The 17,407-nt window shown below is 68.4% G+C and carries 13 protein-coding genes and 1 pseudogene; 8 read left to right on the top strand and 6 right to left on the bottom strand.

Annotated elements, in window-relative coordinates; genetic code table 11:
• Positions 1–76: 76 nt before the first annotated feature.
• The 4 genes and pseudogenes from CTB96_RS13790 to CTB96_RS20825 all read right to left on the bottom strand — a co-directional run.
• Entirely contained in the window at positions 77–2,266 is a 2,190-nt protein-coding gene (locus tag CTB96_RS13790; RefSeq protein ID WP_110127432.1) for a 3-hydroxyacyl-CoA dehydrogenase NAD-binding domain-containing protein, read from the bottom strand.
• Positions 2,263–3,468, bottom strand: coding sequence for a thiolase family protein (locus CTB96_RS13785; RefSeq protein WP_110127431.1), 1,206 nt, complete (start codon positions 3,466–3,468; stop codon positions 2,263–2,265). The genes CTB96_RS13790 and CTB96_RS13785 overlap by 4 nt, the downstream gene beginning before the upstream one ends.
• Positions 3,469–3,545: 77 nt before the next feature.
• Positions 3,546–4,742, bottom strand: a complete 1,197-nt coding sequence (locus CTB96_RS13780; RefSeq protein WP_110128490.1) for a ribonuclease D — start codon at positions 4,740–4,742, stop codon at positions 3,546–3,548.
• A gap of 631 nt (positions 4,743–5,373) precedes the next feature.
• Positions 5,374–5,928, bottom strand: a pseudogene (locus CTB96_RS20825) (DUF3000 domain-containing protein); the annotation flags it as partial.
• Between the two features lie 63 nt (positions 5,929–5,991).
• On the opposite strand from CTB96_RS20825, the gene CTB96_RS13770 reads away from it, so the two are divergent.
• Positions 5,992–7,227 (top strand): alpha/beta hydrolase family protein, encoded by a 1,236-nt coding sequence (locus CTB96_RS13770; RefSeq protein WP_110127429.1) that lies wholly within the window; start codon positions 5,992–5,994, stop codon positions 7,225–7,227.
• 51 nt (positions 7,228–7,278) lie between these two features.
• Here the strand turns inward: CTB96_RS13770 and CTB96_RS13765 are convergent, their stop codons facing one another.
• Both CTB96_RS13765 and CTB96_RS13760 read right to left on the bottom strand, forming a co-directional pair.
• The gene (locus tag CTB96_RS13765; protein WP_110127428.1) at positions 7,279–7,728 is read right to left on the bottom strand and encodes a SufE family protein; all 450 of its coding nucleotides are present in this window, start codon (positions 7,726–7,728) and stop codon (positions 7,279–7,281) included.
• A gap of 69 nt (positions 7,729–7,797) precedes the next feature.
• Positions 7,798–8,700, bottom strand: coding sequence for a sulfurtransferase (locus CTB96_RS13760; RefSeq protein WP_110127427.1), 903 nt, complete (start codon positions 8,698–8,700; stop codon positions 7,798–7,800).
• Between the two features lie 242 nt (positions 8,701–8,942).
• On the opposite strand from CTB96_RS13760, the gene zapE reads away from it, so the two are divergent.
• From zapE to CTB96_RS13725, 7 genes are all read left to right on the top strand, one after another.
• Complete coding sequence (zapE, locus tag CTB96_RS13755; RefSeq protein ID WP_110127426.1) at positions 8,943–9,998, top strand: cell division protein ZapE; 1,056 nt, start codon at positions 8,943–8,945, stop codon at positions 9,996–9,998.
• A 184-nt stretch (positions 9,999–10,182) separates the two neighbouring features.
• The gene (locus CTB96_RS13750; RefSeq protein WP_110127425.1) at positions 10,183–11,400 is read left to right on the top strand and encodes an ammonium transporter; all 1,218 of its coding nucleotides are present in this window, start codon (positions 10,183–10,185) and stop codon (positions 11,398–11,400) included.
• A 42-nt stretch (positions 11,401–11,442) separates the two neighbouring features.
• Positions 11,443–11,997: a type II toxin-antitoxin system PemK/MazF family toxin gene (locus CTB96_RS13745; protein ID WP_110127424.1), complete on the top strand. Its 555-nt coding sequence runs from the start codon at positions 11,443–11,445 to the stop codon at positions 11,995–11,997.
• Between the two features lie 352 nt (positions 11,998–12,349).
• Positions 12,350–14,980, top strand: a complete 2,631-nt coding sequence (locus CTB96_RS13740) for a LuxR C-terminal-related transcriptional regulator (protein ID WP_181397260.1) — start codon at positions 12,350–12,352, stop codon at positions 14,978–14,980.
• 80 nt (positions 14,981–15,060) lie between these two features.
• Entirely contained in the window at positions 15,061–15,483 is a 423-nt protein-coding gene (locus tag CTB96_RS13735; protein WP_110127422.1) for a DUF6325 family protein, read from the top strand.
• Between the two features lie 39 nt (positions 15,484–15,522).
• The gene (locus CTB96_RS13730; protein ID WP_110127421.1) at positions 15,523–15,849 is read left to right on the top strand and encodes an SHOCT domain-containing protein; all 327 of its coding nucleotides are present in this window, start codon (positions 15,523–15,525) and stop codon (positions 15,847–15,849) included.
• A 121-nt stretch (positions 15,850–15,970) separates the two neighbouring features.
• The gene (locus CTB96_RS13725; protein ID WP_110127420.1) at positions 15,971–17,407 is read left to right on the top strand and encodes a flotillin family protein; all 1,437 of its coding nucleotides are present in this window, start codon (positions 15,971–15,973) and stop codon (positions 17,405–17,407) included.

Below are 17,407 nucleotides of genomic sequence, written 5' to 3'. Positions count from 1 at the left end.
CCTACGCGGACAATTGCGGCCGGCACGCCGGCCGCAATTGTCCGAACGGGGAACAGATGGCGGGTGGTCGCGACGCTTAGTCCAGGACCGACGAGGCGACGGGTACGCCGGCGCCGACTCCGCGGATGAGCGGGGTGTGGAAGGTGCCCCCGAACACGCGTTCGCTGGCGCCCACCCGGTCGAGGTACGGGGTGACGCCGCCCATCTGGAACGGCCAGCCGGCGCCGAGGATCATGCAGAGGTCGATGTCCTCCGGCGCGTGCACCACGTCGTCGTCGAGCATCCGCTTGATCTCGTCGGCCAGGCCGTCCTCCACGCGGCGCAGGATCTGCTCCGCGGTCATCGGTGTCGTGCCACCCGCCACGATCTTCACGGCGGTCTTGTCGAAGCCGGTGACCTTGCCCGCCGAGGTGCGCTCGAGGATCTTGCCGTGCTCCGCCAGCCGGTGCAGGTTCGTGCTCTCGAAGAACCGGTCGGGGAACGCGGCGTGGTGGGTGTCGAGCACATGCGCACCGACCTTGAGGCCCACCAGCTCGAGCAGTTCGAACGGCGTCATCGGCAGCCCGAACGGGGCGAGGGCGCCATTGACGACCTCGAACGGCGTACCGGTGTCGACGGCGTGCATGGCCTCGCCGAGCAGCTTGGCCAGCACCCGGTTGACCACGAACCCGGGGGTGTCGCGGGTGATCACGGCGTTCTTACGCAGCTTGGCCGCGATCACCATGGCGGTGGAGAGGGTCACCTCGTCGGTGGCCGGGGTGTTCACCACCTCGATCAGCGGCATCACGGCGACCGGGTTGAAGAAATGGAACCCGACCAGCCGTTCCGGGTGGGCGAGCTTGGCGCCGATCTGTTCCACCGAGAGCGACGAGGTGTTGGTGGCCAGGATGGCGGTGGGGGAGATGTGCTTCTCGATCTCCGCGAACACGTCCTGCTTGACCCCGAGTTCCTCGAACACCGCCTCGATCACCCAGTCGGCGTCGGCGAAGTCGGCCTTGTCGGTGGTGCCGGTGACCAGGGCACGCAGTCGGTTGGCTTCGTCAGGGCTGATCCGGCCCTTGCCCTGCAGGGCCTGGATTTCGTCGTGGATGTAAGCGACTCCCTTGTCGACCCTGGCCTGGTCGAGGTCGGTGATCACCACGGGAACCCGCAGCCGGCGCACGAAGAGCAGGGCGAACTGGCTGGCCATGAGTCCCGCGCCGATCACACCCACCTTGCCGATGGGGCGCGCGAGGGCCTTGTCCGGCGCCCCGGCCGGCCGTTTGGCCCGCTTCTGCACCAGGTTGAACGAGTAGATGCTGGCCTGGAGCTGATCCCCGGAGATGAGGTCGGCGAGCACGTCGTCTTCCCGGGCGAAGCCTTCGGCCTTGGTGCCGGTGCGGGCGGCCTTGAGCAGGTCGAGGGCGGCATAGGGCGAGGCGGCCACGGAGCCGATGCGGGACTGAAGCATCTTGCGGGCGATGCCGATCGCGGCATCCCATTTGACCAGGCGCTCGATCTTGCCGGGCGTGTTCGGCCGGGTCACGGTCGTGCTGCCGGCGATCACGCCGTCTGCCCAGCGGATCGAATCCTCGAGGAAGCTCACTGACCGAAACATCTTGTCGGCGATGCCCAGCTTGAGCGCATCCGCGCCGGTGAGGGTGCGGTTGTTCTTCAGCGGGTTCTCGACGACAACCTTGAGGGCGTTCTCGATGCCGATCAGGTTCGGCAGCAGGTAGGAGCCACCCCAGCCGGGGATCAGGCCGAGGAAGACCTCCGGCAGCGCGATCGCCGGCACGGTCTCGTCGACGGTGCGGTAGTCGGCGTTGAGCGCGATCTCGAGGCCGCCACCGAGGGCGAGCCCGTTGATGAAGACGAACGACGGCACACCCAGGGTGCTGAGCTTGCCGAGTGCGAAGTGGCCGAGCTGAGCGAGCATCTTGCCCACCGCGCGGGAGGGAATCTCGCTGACCTTGCTCAGGTCGGCGCCGGCGGCCAGGATGAACGGCTTGCCGGTGACGGCCACACCGTGGATCTCGCCCCGCCCGGCGCGGGCGGTGAGCTCATCCAGCACCCCGCTGAACTCCAGCAGGGTGACCGGGCCGAGCGTGTTCGGCCGGGTGTGGTCGCGCCCGTTGTCCAAGGTCACGAGCGCCAGCGTGCGGCCGCCGGAGATCGGCACGTCTCGCACGAGGGAATGGGTGACGACCTCGTCACCCGACACCACGACGAGCGGGGCGAAATCGATGGCGGCGTAGTCGGTCGTGGGTGAGATCTTGTCGGTCATCGCTTGGCTGCCTTCTTGTTGAAGTGCGGGTTCTCCCAAATCACAGTGCCGCCCTGGCCCAGGCCGACGCACATGGCCGTGAGGCCGTACCGCACCTCGGGGTGGTCGGCGAACTGGCTGGCCAGCTGGTTCATCAGGCGCACGCCGGACGAAGCCAACGGATGCCCGATGGCGATGGCACCGCCGTACTCGTTGACGCGAGGATCCTCGTCGTCGATGCCGAAGTGGTCCAGGAAGGAGATCACTTGCACGGCGAAGGCCTCGTTGAGTTCGAACAGGCCGATGTCGGTGATCGACAACCCGGCCTTGCGCAGCGCCTTCTCGGTGGAGGGCACGGGGCCCAGGCCCATCACCTCGGGTTCGACGCCGGCGAAGGCGAAGCTCACGAGTTTCATCTTCACGCTCAGGCCGAGTTCCTTCGCGGTGGCTCCGCTGGCCAGCAGGCAGGCGGTGGCGCCGTCGTTGAGCCCGGAGGCGTTACCGGCGGTGATGCGGCCGTGCGGGCGGAACGGCGTCTTCAGGGCGGCGAGTCCCTCAAGAGTGGTTTCGGGGCGAGGGGCTTCGTCCCGGGTGGCCAGGCCCCAACCCTGCTCGCTGCGCGTGGCGACGGAGACCAGGTCGGGCTGGATCTTGCCGGCCTCGTACGCGGCGGCGACCTTCTGCTGGCTGCGCAGGGCGTACCGGTCAGAACGATCCTTGGTGTAGGCGGGGAACCTGTCGTGGATGCGTTCCGCGGTCGAACCCATATTGAGGGCGTCCTCGCTGACCAGCCGTTCACTGAGGAACCGGGGGTTCGGGTCGACGCCGGAACCCATCGGGTGCCGGCCCATGTGCTCGACGCCGCCGGCGATAGCGAGATCGTAGGCGCCGAAACCGATCGCGGCACCCATCGTGGTCACCGATGTCATCGCGCCGGCGCACATCCGGTCGATCGCGAAGCCGGGCACCGAGACCGGCAGACCGGCCAGAAGCGCTGCCGTGCGGCCGAGGGTGAGCCCCTGGTCGCCGGACTGGGTGGTCGCGGCGATGGCGACATCGTCGATGCGCTCACCCGGCACAGTCGGGTTTCGTTCCATCAGTGCGGTTATGGCCTTCACGACCAGGTCATCGGCACGGGTATTCCAGTACATACCCTTCTCGCCGGCCCGGCCGAACGGGGTGCGAACCCCGTCCACGAAGACGACTTCAGTTCTCTCGGCCACTTTGCCTCCATCACTCAAAACAGGTATCGCACGATCCTAGGGTGACGGATTAACCGGAGGGAATCCTTTGACTGTTCCTACGAAACCGGGTCCGAGGGCACGCTGCTCGTTTGGTGGACATCCACAAAGGCATCCGCAATTAGTTGTGCAGTGGCCTCAATCTGCCAGGTGCGGGCACCGAGGAGGGCGAGGGCATCGCCGATAGTCTCGGGGTCGGCGGGCTCCGGCGGCTGCCAGGACACCCGGCGCAGGTGGTCGGGGGTGAGCAGGTTCTCCAGCGGCACCTGGCGCTCTTCCGAGATCGCGGTGAGGGCCGCCCTGGCGGCCTTGAACCGCAGGTCCGCCTCTGGGTTTCGGTCCGCCCAGGCTCGGGGCGGCGGCAGGGCGTCGCCATTCGCCTTCACCGACGGCAGGTCCGCGCTGGCCAAGCCCTGCTGGATGGCGCGCCACCAGCGGTCGAGTTCGGTGCGGCTGGCCCTGCCGTTGAATTCGCGCAGTTCGGCCAGTGCGGTGCGGGAGGTCGGCAACACCCGGGCGGCGCTCACCAGGGAGGCATCGGGAACCAGCCGGCCGGGAGAGACGTCCAGCTCCTGGGCCAGCGTGTCCCTGGCGACCCAGAGCTCACGGGCGACGGCGAGGTTGCGCTGGCCGCGCACGGAGTGCAGGCCCGACAGGCGGCGCCACGGCTCCGCGCGAGCGGGCTTGGCTTCCTTCGCGAGCACGGCGGCGAATTCCTGGTCGGCGATCTCGGTCTTGTCGGACTCGATGAGCAGGTCGACCATGCTGTCGCGCAGATCGGGCAGCAGCTCCACGTCGAGGGCCGCGTAGACCAGCCAGCTCTCCGGCAGCGGCCGGGTGGACCAGTTCGCCGCGGAGTGTTCCTTGGCCAGGTGAATGCCGAGCAGTTCCTCGACCACGGTTCCGAGCCCCACTCTGGGCAGGCCGAGCAGGCGGGCGGCGAGCTCGGTGTCGAAGATGCGGGTCGGGTCCAGTCCCACCTCGCGGAGGCAGGCGAGGTCCTGGCTTGCGGCGTGCAGGATCCACTCTTCACCGGCGATCACGTCGTTGAGTTCGGTGAAGTCGCCGATGCGGGGCGGATCGAAGAGGAACGTACCGGAGCCCCGGCGGTAGATCTGAATCAGGTACGCGCGCTGGGAGTAGGTGAAACCGGATGCACGTTCCGCGTCGATGCCGATCGGCCCGGTTCCCTGGGCAAGCTCGTCGATAGCCGCGAGGTACGCGTCCCTGGTATCGATGACCTCGTGCTCAGGCACGAGAGGCACGATGTGCTGACAAGTCTGCGACGCCGACGGTGCGGCCGCCCGGCGCGTTCATACCCGGCGCTCGCGTGATTCCCGCGCTGGTACCGCCATCGCTGGCGGCAGCCAGGTCCGGCTCGGCCGGTGCGGTGCTGAGTGTCGGGTTGAGCGCACTGGTGCCATCGATCGAGGAGCCGGCGCTGATGCCGGATTCGGTGATGTACTCAGCGACGGTGTTGGTGCCGGCGGTGTTCATTCCCACGGTCTCCCTGCCGGCACTGGGCGTGCCGAGCGTTGTGAGGCCGATACTGTCGATACCGACCGTTTCCGAACCACCGGAATCGAGGCCACCGGCGGCAACTCCCAGCGTATGCAGTCCGGGGCCTTTTCGCCGCATCGGGGCAGGGATTGGGCCGATCGGCGCGAGCGGACCGACCGGAATTCCGGCGGAGTCGGCGGGCATACCGTGTGCGGGATGGCCGTGGCCCTGCTGGCCGAGATCCGAACGACCGTGGTCCGAACGACCCTGCTCTGAACGACCGTGCGCATCGACTCCGGGTCCGCTGGAGCCGTGACCCATCCCGTGCTCAGGGCGGCCCCGGTCCGGCGCACCGGTGGGATGCCCCAGCCGCGGCGGCCTGGGCGCCTCACCGGCCGGCGGCAAGCCCGCGAGCATGCAGAGCAGCTCACCCCAGCCCTCCACATGGGCGGCGAGATTGCCGTCCAACGGGCTCCAGGACGCCCGGAGCTCGATCTGGGCGCCATCGCCCTGGTGGGCGAGTTCACCGAAGCCCGACGACAGGATCTTGGTGGCCGTGCCCGACGCGGCGGCGTAGTTCGCCCCGCCGGAATCGAGAGCGTCCACCAGCCAGGCCCACGCGACTTCGGCCAGGAACGGGTCGACGCCGATGTCGGTTTCGAGCGGGGCCTGCGCGAAGCAGACCACCCGGAACGGGCCGCCCCAGCTTTCGGGCTCGTCGGGGTCGTAGAGCAGGATGAACCGGCCGGTGCCGAAGTCGGAGTCGCTGCCGTGCCGCACGGGTGTGACATCGGCGGACAGTGCGACGGCGAACGGGGCGAGGTTTCCCGGCGCCGCAATCTCGGTGACAATCAACTCAGCACGGGGACTGGCATGACGGATAGCGTCGAGCGCCGCGGCGAACTGCGCGGGGCGGTGGGGCTGATCCTCTGAATCGGGCACGTCTGCAGACTAGAGTTTTTTCCGTGCGCTGGTGCGAGGCACGCCGAACAACCGGAGGTAGGCATGAAGGCGACCGATGCACGGCAGGCGCGAGCGAACGGCCTGGTCCTGGCCGCCCTGGTGCTCGCGGGCGGCGCCCTGGCCCTGGGTACGGCCGCGATCGTGTCGGCAGGGGTGCTGGCCGGCGTGATGGCCCGTCGGATCGTCACGCCGTCATCGAAGCGGGCAGACGACACCCGGGTGTTTGCTGTCGACCTGGCGGCCGGCACCATCACGTTGGAGGCGACCGTCGACGCGGTCCTCCCCGGCGACTACAGCTTCTGGTTCGCCGGCGATACCGGCCACGCCCGCCTGGGCGGCATCGAACGGCGCACCGAGAAGTCGGTGACCAGACGCGTCCTGAAGGTGGACTTCGGTGACCTCAGCACCGTCGTGTCCGGCCGGCTCGGCGGGTACTCCTTCCTCGGCCCCTGGGACCTGGGCGTGGAATTCAGCAACGTGACGGTGCCGACCGACCTCGGGGACGCTCCGGCCTGGCTCATCCCGGCCGCGCGGGATTCCGGTGACTGGGTGATCCAGGTACACGGGCGCGGGGTGCGCAGGCACGAGACGCTCCGGGCGGTTCCGGTGTTCCAGTCGGCCGGGTACACCTCGTTACTGGTGTCCTACCGCAACGACGGTGAGGCGCCGCCGAGCGCCGATGGCCGGTTCGGCCTCGGTGACACCGAATGGCGCGACGTCGAGGCCGCGATCGACTTCGCGGCAGCGAACGGTGCCACCCGCATTGTGCTGATGGGTTGGTCCATGGGCGGTGCGATCTCGCTGCAGGCCGCCACCCGCGCCAGGCACGACGGCCGGCTGGTCGGCATCGTGCTCGATTCACCCGTCATCGACTGGGCGGATGTCGTGGCCTACCAGGCGGTGCTGCTGCGGCTTCCCCGAATCGTGGTGCGAGGCGCCCTCGGCATCATGGCGCACCGCTGGGGCCGGGTGGTGACGGGTCTGCACCTGCCGATCGACCTGCCCAGGCTCGACTTCGTGGCGCGCGCGGCCGACCTGAGCCTGCCCATCCTGATCCTGCACAGCGACGACGACGGGTACGTTCCGTCCGCGCCGTCCCGGTTGCTGGCCGAGGCGCGCCCGGACATCGTCACCCTGGTGCCGTTCGCCGAGGCCACCCACACCAAGCTCTGGAACTACGACCCTGCGGCCTGGAACGCGGCGATCCTGGCCTGGCTGGGCACACTCGCATCCATGCACCCGGCCATCGCTGCGGCCGACGAGTCCGCCGGCCGCTGACCCGGTCGCGGCGTCGACTGCGGCCCGACGACGGTTCGCCGGCCGGCTGGACTACGCGGTGAGCGCTGCCGCGCGTTCGCGCAGCTGACGTTTGGTGCGGCCCAGCATGGCCGTCATGCCGCGCAGCCGGAGCGGCGACACCGCCTGGGTGAGACCGATCGTCTGCGGAAAGTCATCCGGAACGGCCAGCACCTCGTCGATGCTGAGTCCGTCCAGTCCCTGGGCCAGGATCGACGCGAAACCACGGGTGGTGGGGGACTCGGCGGGCGCGGTCGCGTACAGGTGCACGGCCCGGTCCTGGTCGACCTCCACGACGATGAACACCGGCGACTGGCACTCCACCACCCGCTCGAACAGATCGGGATGGTCCTGGTAACGCTCCGGCAGGGCGGGCAGCTCGTTGGAGAACTCCAGGAGTAGTTGCAAGCGGTCGCTCTGTTCGAGCGCCAGGAAGTCCTCGCGGATCTCCGCGAGTTGGGCAGGCAATTCCGTACTGGTCATCGGGTTAATTCTGCCATGCCCGCCGCGGCTGCTGGTGAACGCCTGCCCGACGCCGCCATCGTCCCGTCGTCACCGGGGAGCCGGGGCCGTGCCGGCTTCGGTTCCCTGCACGATCGGAACGCGCACGGCGCTGCCCCACTCGGTCCAGGAGCCGTCGTAGTTCTGCACATTCTCAATGCCGAGCAGGTGCTGGAGCACGAACCAGGTGTGGCTGGACCGTTCGCCGATGCGGCAGTACGCGATGACGGGTTCGTCGCCGGTCAGGCCCACTTCGTCGCGGTAGATGGCGTCGAGCTCCGCCCGGCTGCGGAAGGTGGCGTCGTCCGCGGCGGCCCGGGCCCAGGGCACCGAGACCGCAGAGGGAATGTGGCCGGCCCGCAGCGCACCCTCCTCAGGGTAGGCCGGCGCGGTCGTGCGCTGCCCGCTGTACTCCTCCGGCGAGCGCACATCGATCAGCGGGTGGCCGAAGTGCCCGAGCACGTCCTCTTTGAAGGCGCGAATCGGTGCATCGTTCCGCTCGACCACCGGATAGGCGGCCGGTTCGGCCGACTCGCGGTCGGTGGTGACCTCGCGCCCCTCTGCCAACCATTTCTGGCGACCTCCGTCGAGCAGCCGCACATCCGTGTGGCCGAAGAGCGTGAACACCCACAGGGCGTACGCGGCCCACCAGTTGCTCTTGTCGCCGTAGATCACGACAGTGCTGTCGCGACCGATTCCCTTGCGGCCCACCAGTGCGGCGAAGGCGGCGCCGTCGATATAGTCGCGCTGCACCGGGTCGTTGAGGTCGGTGTGCCAGTCGATCTTGACCGCACCGGGAATGTGACCGGTTTCGTAGAGGAGAACGTCCTCATCGGATTCGACGACGACAAGACCCGGTGCGCCGAGGTGCTCCTGAAGCCAGTCGGTCGAGACCAGGCGTTCCGGATGGGCGAACTCTGCGAACCGTGCGGATGGATCTGTTTCGACGGTCATGTTTCCTCCTGAGGAGCCGAGACCGTTTCTGCGGCCCGGCCCCGGTCTGTGTGCATTTAGGCTGGTGGACAACTCGCGAACCGAATCTACCTGCGCAGCCCGGCACACGCCGGGGCACGCTGGGAAGATGACGTTTCGAGGCGGGGCGTGGGCCTTCCATAAACCACAGCCCCCGAGTTCTACAAGGCAGAACCCCACACCGAAATTCCGTCAGGATGCCGGTTGCGACAGACAGGAACCGGATGTCAGAGCTGACCCAGACGACCCGCGAGACACCGTTGCGCCTGATCGACAGGTCGCCGTCGATCACCGGCGCCGAGATTGTGGCCGAACTCGTGCCGCCGCCGCAGTTCGAGCACGCGTCGTTCGAGTCGTACCGGCCCGACCTGGACTACCCCTCGCAGCTGGATGCGGTGGAGCGGCTGAACGCCTTTGCCGCCTGGCGGGCGCGGCCGGGCGGTTTCTTCTCCCGCACCCGCAAGGCCAGGAATGAACTTCCCGGCATCTACCTCGACGGCGGATTCGGGGTGGGCAAGACCCACCTGCTCGCGGCGCTCTGGCACGAGGCGCCCGGTCCCAAGTACTTCGGCACCTTCATCGAGTACACCGCCCTTGTCGGCGCGCTCGGCTATGCGCAGGCAGTGAAGCAGCTCACCGGCGCCAAACTCATCTGCATCGACGAATTCGAACTCGACGACCCCGGCGACACCATGCTCATGACCCGGCTGCTCGGCGAGCTGATCAGCACAGGAACCAGGGTCGCCGCCACCAGCAACACCCCGCCGAATTCGCTGGGGGAGGGGCGCTTCGCTGCCGCCGACTTCCTGCGCGAGATCCAGGCCATGTCGGCGAACTTCGAAACGGTACGTATCGATGGTCTCGACTATCGGCGGCGCGACACCGCCGGGCAGGCCGCCGCCGTGGTGCCGGAGGAGCTGGTCCGCCTAGCCGGGGCCTTGGTCGAACGCGGCTCGACGGTCAGCGTCGACGACTTCGGCGCACTGATCACCCACCTGAGCACCGTGCACCCGTCGAAGTACATCAAGATGATCGCCGGCCTCGATGTGATCGCGCTGCAGAACGTCTACCTGCTCACCGATCAGACGGATGCGTTGCGCCTGGTGGCGTTCATCGACCGGGTGTACGACGCGGAGATCCCGATCATCGCCACCGGCCTGCCGCTGCACGATGTCTTCGACGCGGAGATGCTGCAGGGCGGTTACCGCAAGAAGTACCAGCGCTCCCAATCCCGCATGGTCGCCCTGACGACGGGGGAGTTGCCGCCGCAAGCGGAGTAACCCCGGTCGAAACACGGTATTAACCTGCGCACCGGTTGCGTAACCTGCCGGAAACACGCCGGTGCACCTCTTGAAACGTCGTGGTCGGAGACTGAAGGGCGTACCCGAGACTGACATAGCAACCCGCACGATCGCTGCGGCCCTCGGTTACGCCCAGCAAATTCGAGAGGTGTGAGGACAAACTATGGACACGGGAAGCATTGCATGGGGGTTGACGGCCACCGCACTGGTGCTGTTCATGACTCCGGGAGTCGCGTTCTTCTACGGCGGCTTGGTCAAGGCCAAGAGCGTCGTCAGCATGATGATGATGAGCTTCGGAGCATTGGGACTGATCACCGTCCTGTGGATCCTGTATGGATTCAACATGAGCGCCGTGGACGCACCCACCCAGTTCGCCGGCAACCCGTTCTCCGACTTCGGGCTCGGCTCGCTCGCCACCGGTGAGACCGGCAGCACAGACCTCCTCGGCGCCACCTACGGTGCTACCTTCGCGATCATCACCGTCGCCCTGATCTCCGGCGCCGTCGCTGACCGCGCCAAGTTCGGGTCCTGGATGATCTTCGCCGGCATCTGGGCCACCCTGGTCTACTTCCCGGTCGCAGCCTGGGTCTGGGGCGGTGGCTGGATCATGAGCCTCGGCGACACCCTCGGCCTCCCCGGCGTGATCGACTACGCCGGTGGTACCGCAGTGCACATCAACGCCGGTGCAGCAGCCCTCGCTCTCGCTCTCGTCCTCGGCAAGCGCATCGGCTTCCAGAAGGGCATCACCAAGCCGCACAATGTGCCCCTGGTCCTGCTCGGCGCTTCCATTCTCTGGTTCGGCTGGTTCGGCTTCAACGCCGGTGCCGAATGGCTCAACGGCCTCGCCAACGTCGGCCTGATCATGGTCAACACCCTGGGCGCAACCGCCGCCGCGATCCTCGGCTGGCTGATCGTCGAGAAGGTCAAGGACGGCAAGGCCACCTCGGTCGGAGCCGCATCGGGAGCCGTCGCCGGCCTCGTCGCCATCACCCCGGCCTGCGCCAACCTCGAGCCCGGCTGGGCCCTGCTGCTCGGTGTCGTTGCCGGCGCCGTCTGCGCCATGGCCATCGAGATGAAGTTCAAGTTCGGCTTCGACGACTCGCTCGACGTCGTGGGCATCCACCTCGTCGGCGGTCTCATCGGCACCCTGTACCTGGGCTTCTTCGCCATCGACACCGGCCTCTTCGTCGGTGGAGACCTCGGCCAGCTGGCCGTACAGGCCATCGCCGCGTTCTCGGTCCTGATCTACTCGTTCGTCGTCGCCTACCTCCTGGGCCTGGCCATCGAGAAGACCATCGGCTTCCGCGTCAAGAACGAAGACGAAGTCGCCGGCATCGACACCTCGGTGCACGGTGAAGAGGGCTACGCGCTCGTCAACTAGGCGGTAGCCACCTCCGACAGGGTGGTGAGGTAGTGTTCGGGTGTGTCACGCACCCGACGCTTCCTCACCGCCCTTCGTTCTGCCCTCGTCGGCGCCCGCCCGCCGTCGGGCCGCAGCACACCACGGCCGGCTCCGAGGACGTCCGCCGGCCCCGGCGAGCCCGAGGTTGAGCCCAGCGCGGGCCAGTCCGGCCCTGCCGCCACGGTCGAACTCGACCCGGTCCAGGTGCGCCGGCCGGGGTGGGGCTACGCGCCCAGCCCGAACGGTGCTCTCGACCCTGGCGAGATCGTCTGGACCTGGGTTCCCTACGAAGAACGTGACGGCAGGGGTAAGGACCGCCCCGTTGTCGTCGTGGCGACGCTCACCGGCGGCGCCGTGCTCGCTGTGCAACTGACCAGCAAGGACCACACCGGTGACGCGGACTTCGTTCCACTCGGCGTGGGGGACTGGGACCGCGACCGTCGACCGAGTTGGGCCGCCGTCGACCGGGTGTTCAGAGTCTCACCGGACGTTGTGCGCCGTGAAGGCACCTTCATCGATTCCGCCCGGTACACCCTCATCGAACGTGCCCTGCGCACGCGGTACGGCTGGCGCTGAGCGGGCAGTCACCCGCCAGCGTGCCCGCCGGAACGCCTCGCCGATCCGGTAGGGCTACCCCCTTGACCAGGCCGGGCCACCGCGGCAGTATCACCTCACTGGCGGTGACCCGAACGCCGCGAGCAGCTCCGTCAAGGTCCCGGTGATCCGGGGCCTTGACGGAGTCCTATAGTGCGGCTCATGTCGTGCGGCTGGGGCCGGTACACACGCAGTGCGGCCAGGTCAGCCGGCGTCAGGCCCACCGGAAGCGATTCGAGGAACATGCCCGATGGCCCCTCCACTGAACCCCGCATCTTCACTGAACCCCGCATCTTCAGTGGACGCCGCATCTTCACTGCACCCCCCATCTTCAGTGAACCCCGCATCGTCCCCTCGTGGCGAAGCCGCAGCCACACCGCTCCCGCGCGACCTCCTCGACGAACCCTCCTGGTACCTGCATCGGCAACGGCTCGATGTGCTCCTCGAGCGCCTGCAGAGCCCGAATGCCCGAGTGCTCGCGCTCTGGGACGCGGCCGGATCGGGCAAGACGACCCTGATGGCGGCATGGGCACGGCGGATGCACGCGCTGAATCACCCCGTGCACTGGTTCAGCGGTCGTGACCTCGACGGGGGCAGGACAGTCCGCACCGCCTGGCCCGGGCTGGCTGTGGACCGGCAGGAGCCGGATACGGGCCTGCGCCGGTTCGTTTTCATCGATGACCTGCATCTGGCAGTGGCCACCGGACCGCGTGCGCCGAACCAGCCGTTCGGCCCGAAGCTCACCGACCTGCTCGACGGGCTCTCCGGCAGCGACAGCGACCTGCGGTTCGTGGTGTCGGGTCGGTACCGCCCCGTGTCCGGCACTGCTCCGCTGGAAGCCTCAGGCGCACTCATCGAGTGCCCGGACGACACCCTCGCCTTCACGCTCGACGAGACGTTCGCCCTCGCCCGTCACCAGGGGGTGCCGCTGAGCCAGGATGACGGTACCGCGCTCTGGCGGCACACCGGCGGGTGGGCGACGGCGCTGGCTCTGGCGATGACGCGCACGGCCGAGGGGGACGACCTGGACCTGCGCCGGTTCAATGGTGACAACCGCGCGGTGGCAGACTATCTCGGCGCGGAGATCGTGACAGGTCTCGACGACGCTGACCGGGAGGTGCTGCTCCGCTCGGCCGTGGGGGAGGTCGTGCCGCTCGATCTCGCCGTGGTGGTCACCGAGCGCGCGGACGCCGGCGACGTGCTCGAACGTCTGGCCCGGCGGAACACCCTGATCGGGCGGGAACCCGACGCCGACGGCAGCGAGGACTATCGCTATCACCCCATCCTGCTCGCCTATCTGCAGGCGGAGGGGCGCCGACGGGATTCCAGCGAGGCGGCCGCCCGGCATGCCCAGGCATCCCGCTGGTATTCAGACCGAGCCGACGGTGCCGCCGCGCTGACGCAGTCACTCCAGGCGAGCGATTCGGATGTCGTGGTCGAGATGCTCGAGCGATACGGCCTGGACCTGGCCCTCGCCGGGGAGACCGACCTGGTCGGGCGCGCCCTGGGCCGGGTTCAGCGCGCGCCGGCCGAGCCCGCCACCCTGGCCATGCGGTTGCTGCTGCTTGCACCGCACTTCCCGGCCAGGCGGCGGGTGCATCAGCTCTTCGACGCCGCAGACGGCGCGATCACGGCGACCCGGAAGGCCGGCCCGGTCGACCCCGGCCTCACCCGCTGGGCCGCGATCGTGGACATCCTGCATGCGCTGCACGCCACGGACCGCACCGATGTCGAGAGCCGGCTACACACCGTGCGCACCGGTTCCGCCTCGTTCGTTCGGGGCGACCCCGCCGTCGACCTGCTCGCGGCGACGGCAGAAGGACGGTGCCTGGACCGGCTCGGCCAGCCCCAACCGGCCGAGGACACACTGCGCGAGGTGGCGGAAACCGCGAGGGTGACCGGCTTCGAGTGGTTGTTCCTGGTGGCGAGCGACCTGGCGGCCACGGCAGCCGGACACGGCGGCAACTGGTTGCACGTGGCGATGCTGGAGAGCCAGATGGCTGCGTCCAGAGCCGCCGGTCGCGCGGCTGACGACATCTCCAGCCGCGCCATGCTGTACGCCATGATCGAGCGCTACGAACGCTGCCTGCCACTTGATCCCCTGATCCTCGACGAGCTCGCGGCCGTGGGCGAGACCCAATCGGATGCCGGGGTGAGCGTGCCGGCGCAGGTCCTGGCACTCCTGGCGCAGTTGAGCGCTACTCCGACGTCCAGGCAGGCTCTCGACCGGCTGACGCTCTTGATGCGCGAAGTGGGCGCCGAACATCCGCGTGCCCTGAGCCTGTGCTGCGTTCCCCTGATCGAGGTCAGCGGCGCGTTGGACGGACGCGCCGAAACCCAAGTGCTGGTGCGCCTGGTCGAACGGGTCCTCGGCGAGGACTCGCTGGAAGCCCTGTTGCTCAGGTTTCTGCTGGTGCCGCCGACCCGGGCGGGCCACCCCGCGGAGGCACGCTTGAGGACAGCAGCCGTCGACGAGCGCACCGCCTGGCGGGGGAGCAGTATCGTCAGCGCGTGGGTGGCCCTCGCGCACGTCGCCGACGTCTCCGGGCGTCACGTCGAATCCGACACCCGCCTCCTTCGCGCGTTGCGCCTGGCCAGCCAGTTCGGCGCGGAGCGCGCGTTCCTGCACCGCGGCGGGCAGGGGGTCGGCCTGGTCAAGGCGCGAGTGGGCCGCCTCGGCGACCTGGATGAGTTCGCCCGGCAGATTCTGCAGCGCGCTGCCGACGTGCGCGTCGACCAACGGCCGGCGACGGCCGATCGTGCGCTCAACTCGCCCGTGCTGACGCAGCGGGAGCGTGAGGTGCTGCGCGAACTGCCGTATCACCAGTCGGTTCTCGAGATCGCCCGCAAACGCAACGTCAGCCCGAACACGGTCAAGACCCACCTGCGCAACATCTACCAGAAGCTTGACGCCAAGAACCGGGCCGATGCCGTGGTCATCGCCCAGGACCGGGGACTGCTCTGACCAGATTCACCCGCTCTGGGTGAATCGACCTGGTGGGGTGCACGGCGACACTGCGAACACACGCGACGAAGGGACAGCCGATGGAGGAGTTCGAATACGGCCCGGTGGAGATACTGCTCATCTCCTTCGAGGGTGACAGGCCGGGCCCGGCGTTGAGCGAAGCCCTGCTCGACCTGGTGGAAGACAAGACCATCACCCTGCTCGACCTGGTCTTCGTCGCCCGTAGCGAAGCGGGAGACCTGCGCATCGTCGAGGTGGAGGAGCTGCCGGACAGGGCAGAACTGCCCGATCTCGAGTTGGGCGAACTGGGCCTTGCCGGACTCGAAGACGTGGAGGAGCTCGCGGGGCAGCTCCAGCCCGGCAGTTCGGCGGCCGTGCTGGTCATCGAGCTGACCTGGGCCCGGCGGTTCTCGTCGGTGTTGGCGGCATCCGGCGGTGCGGTTCTCCACCACGAGCGGATTCCGGCCCCGATCGTCAATGCGGTACTCGCCGTCGCCCGATAGAACAGCTCCCAGCTCGCACCCGACCAGATTGGATCGATCATGTCACCACGACGTTTCGGACGCCCCGGCCTCATCGGGATGGCGGCGCGCACGGCCGTCGTCGCCGGCACAGCCACGGCTGTGAGCGGCGGTGTCGCCCGGCACCAGGAAGCCAAGGCACAAGAAGCGCAACAGCAGGCCGACTACCAGGCGCAGCAGGCTCAGGCCCAGCAGGCCCAATACGCCGCGCAACAGCCGCCGCCGCCCGCCGCGCCGCCCCAGCAGAACGCCCTCCTCGACCAGCTCGGCCAGCTGGCGCAGATGCACAGCGCCGGTGCGCTCAGCGACGAAGAGTTCACTGCTGCGAAGGCGAAACTGCTGGCCTGACGACACAATCATCCCTTCCGACCCCCACACGGCCGACCGGGACCGCTAGCCTACTGGGAGGGAGCGGGGCCCCTCTGGCTGCGCGACGTCACGTTCGCCGAGTGCGGACCGGAAGGAACACATGTTTGAACTCCTCATTCCGATTCTCGGTATCGCATTCCTGGTACTGGTGGTCGGGCTCATCGTGCTGGTCTATGCCCGCTCGGTCTACAAGAACGCCGGACCAGACGAAGCGCTGGTCATCACCGGCAAGAAGTCCAAGAAGACCATCGTGGACGGTGCGACCCTCGAGGAGTCCGGCCAGCGAGTTGTGCACGGCCAGGGCGTGTTCATCACCCCGTTCTTCCAGAAGGCATTCAAGATCAGCCTGCGCAGCCGGGCGATCGAGATCACGGCCGTGGCCCAGGACCGCAACGGCATCACGCTGACCGTCGAGGCCGTCGCTATCGTGAAGGTCGGCGATGACCCCACGGCCATCCGGGCCGCCGCCCAGCGGTTCACCGGGCAGGACAAGAACATCGACAACTTCGCCCAGGAAGTGCTCAGCGGTTCGCTGCGTTCCTCGATCGGTGCGACCGATGTCATGACCATCATCCAGAAGCGCGATGAACTGGGCACGTCGGTGTTGGCGACCGCCCGGGAGTCGCTTGCCAACCAGGGCGTCGACGTCGACTCGTTCGAGATCAAGGGCATCACCGACGCCAACGACTACATCCGCGACCTCGGTCGCGCCGAGCAGGCCAAGGTGCGCCGTCAGGCCGAGGTGGCCGAGCACCAGGCGAATCGCGAGGCGCAGGAAGCGTCGATCATCGCTGAGCAGGCCGTAGCCGAGGCCCAGAACACGCTCGCTCTGCGCAAGGCCGCGCTGCAGTTGGACACCGACAAGGCGTCGGCGGAAGCCGCCGCCGCCAAGCCGCTCGCCGAGGCGAAGGCCCAGCAGAACATCGTGCAGGAACAGGAACTGACCGCACAGCGTCGCGCGAACCTGCGCAAGGCCGAGCTCGACTCCGAGGTCAACGCAGTGGCGGATGCCGATGCGTACCGGGTGCGGGTCTCCGCTGCCGCCGCAGCCGAAGCCCGCGTCGCGGCCGCCAACGCCGACAGGGACAGCCGGGTCGCGTCGGCGGAAGCCATCCGCGCTGAGGGCCAGGCCAACGCCGACGCCATCCTCGCCAGGGGTTCCGCCGAAGCCGAGGCGACACGCCTCAGCGCCCAGGCCGTCGCCGAGCAGTCCGAAGCCCTCATCCAGCTGCGACTGGTGGAGATGCTGCCCAAGATCGCCCACGAGCTGGCCGCCCCGATGGGAAACATCGACCAGCTCACCGTGATCTCGACCGACGGCGCGAGCCAGCTGAGCAAGAACGTGGCGTCGGGGTTCTCCGAGGTCGACGCCGTGCTCAGCTCCACCATGGGCGTCGGCATCAAGGATCTGCTCGGGGGCCTGATCGGCGGAACGGCCGCCGGCAGCGCGCTGGCCAAGGCCCAGGCGCGCGTCTCTGTGCACTCCGACGGCGTGAAGCCGGTGGCGAGCGACCCCGTGACGGCAGACGCCGTCTAA

The sequence above is a fragment of the Cryobacterium arcticum genome (genome assembly GCF_003185895.1).
Taxonomy (GTDB): domain Bacteria; phylum Actinomycetota; class Actinomycetes; order Actinomycetales; family Microbacteriaceae; genus Cryobacterium; species Cryobacterium arcticum.
This window is presented reverse-complemented; position numbering and strand designations above follow the sequence as displayed.

What these genes read in the sequence shown, in the direction of transcription:
- CTB96_RS13790 (WP_110127432.1), bottom strand. Translation starts at nt 2,266, where the DNA reads ATGACCGACAAGATCTCACCCACGACCGACTACGCCGCCATCGATTTC.
- CTB96_RS13770 (WP_110127429.1), top strand. Translation starts at nt 5,992, where the DNA reads ATGAAGGCGACCGATGCACGGCAGGCGCGAGCGAACGGCCTGGTCCTG.
- CTB96_RS13765 (WP_110127428.1), bottom strand. Translation starts at nt 7,728, where the DNA reads ATGACCAGTACGGAATTGCCTGCCCAACTCGCGGAGATCCGCGAGGAC.
- CTB96_RS13760 (WP_110127427.1), bottom strand. Translation starts at nt 8,700, where the DNA reads ATGACCGTCGAAACAGATCCATCCGCACGGTTCGCAGAGTTCGCCCAT.
- zapE (WP_110127426.1), top strand. Translation starts at nt 8,943, where the DNA reads ATGTCAGAGCTGACCCAGACGACCCGCGAGACACCGTTGCGCCTGATC.
- CTB96_RS13750 (WP_110127425.1), top strand. Translation starts at nt 10,183, where the DNA reads ATGGACACGGGAAGCATTGCATGGGGGTTGACGGCCACCGCACTGGTG.
- CTB96_RS13735 (WP_110127422.1), top strand. Translation starts at nt 15,061, where the DNA reads ATGGAGGAGTTCGAATACGGCCCGGTGGAGATACTGCTCATCTCCTTC.
- CTB96_RS13730 (WP_110127421.1), top strand. Translation starts at nt 15,523, where the DNA reads ATGTCACCACGACGTTTCGGACGCCCCGGCCTCATCGGGATGGCGGCG.
- CTB96_RS13725 (WP_110127420.1), top strand. Translation starts at nt 15,971, where the DNA reads ATGTTTGAACTCCTCATTCCGATTCTCGGTATCGCATTCCTGGTACTG.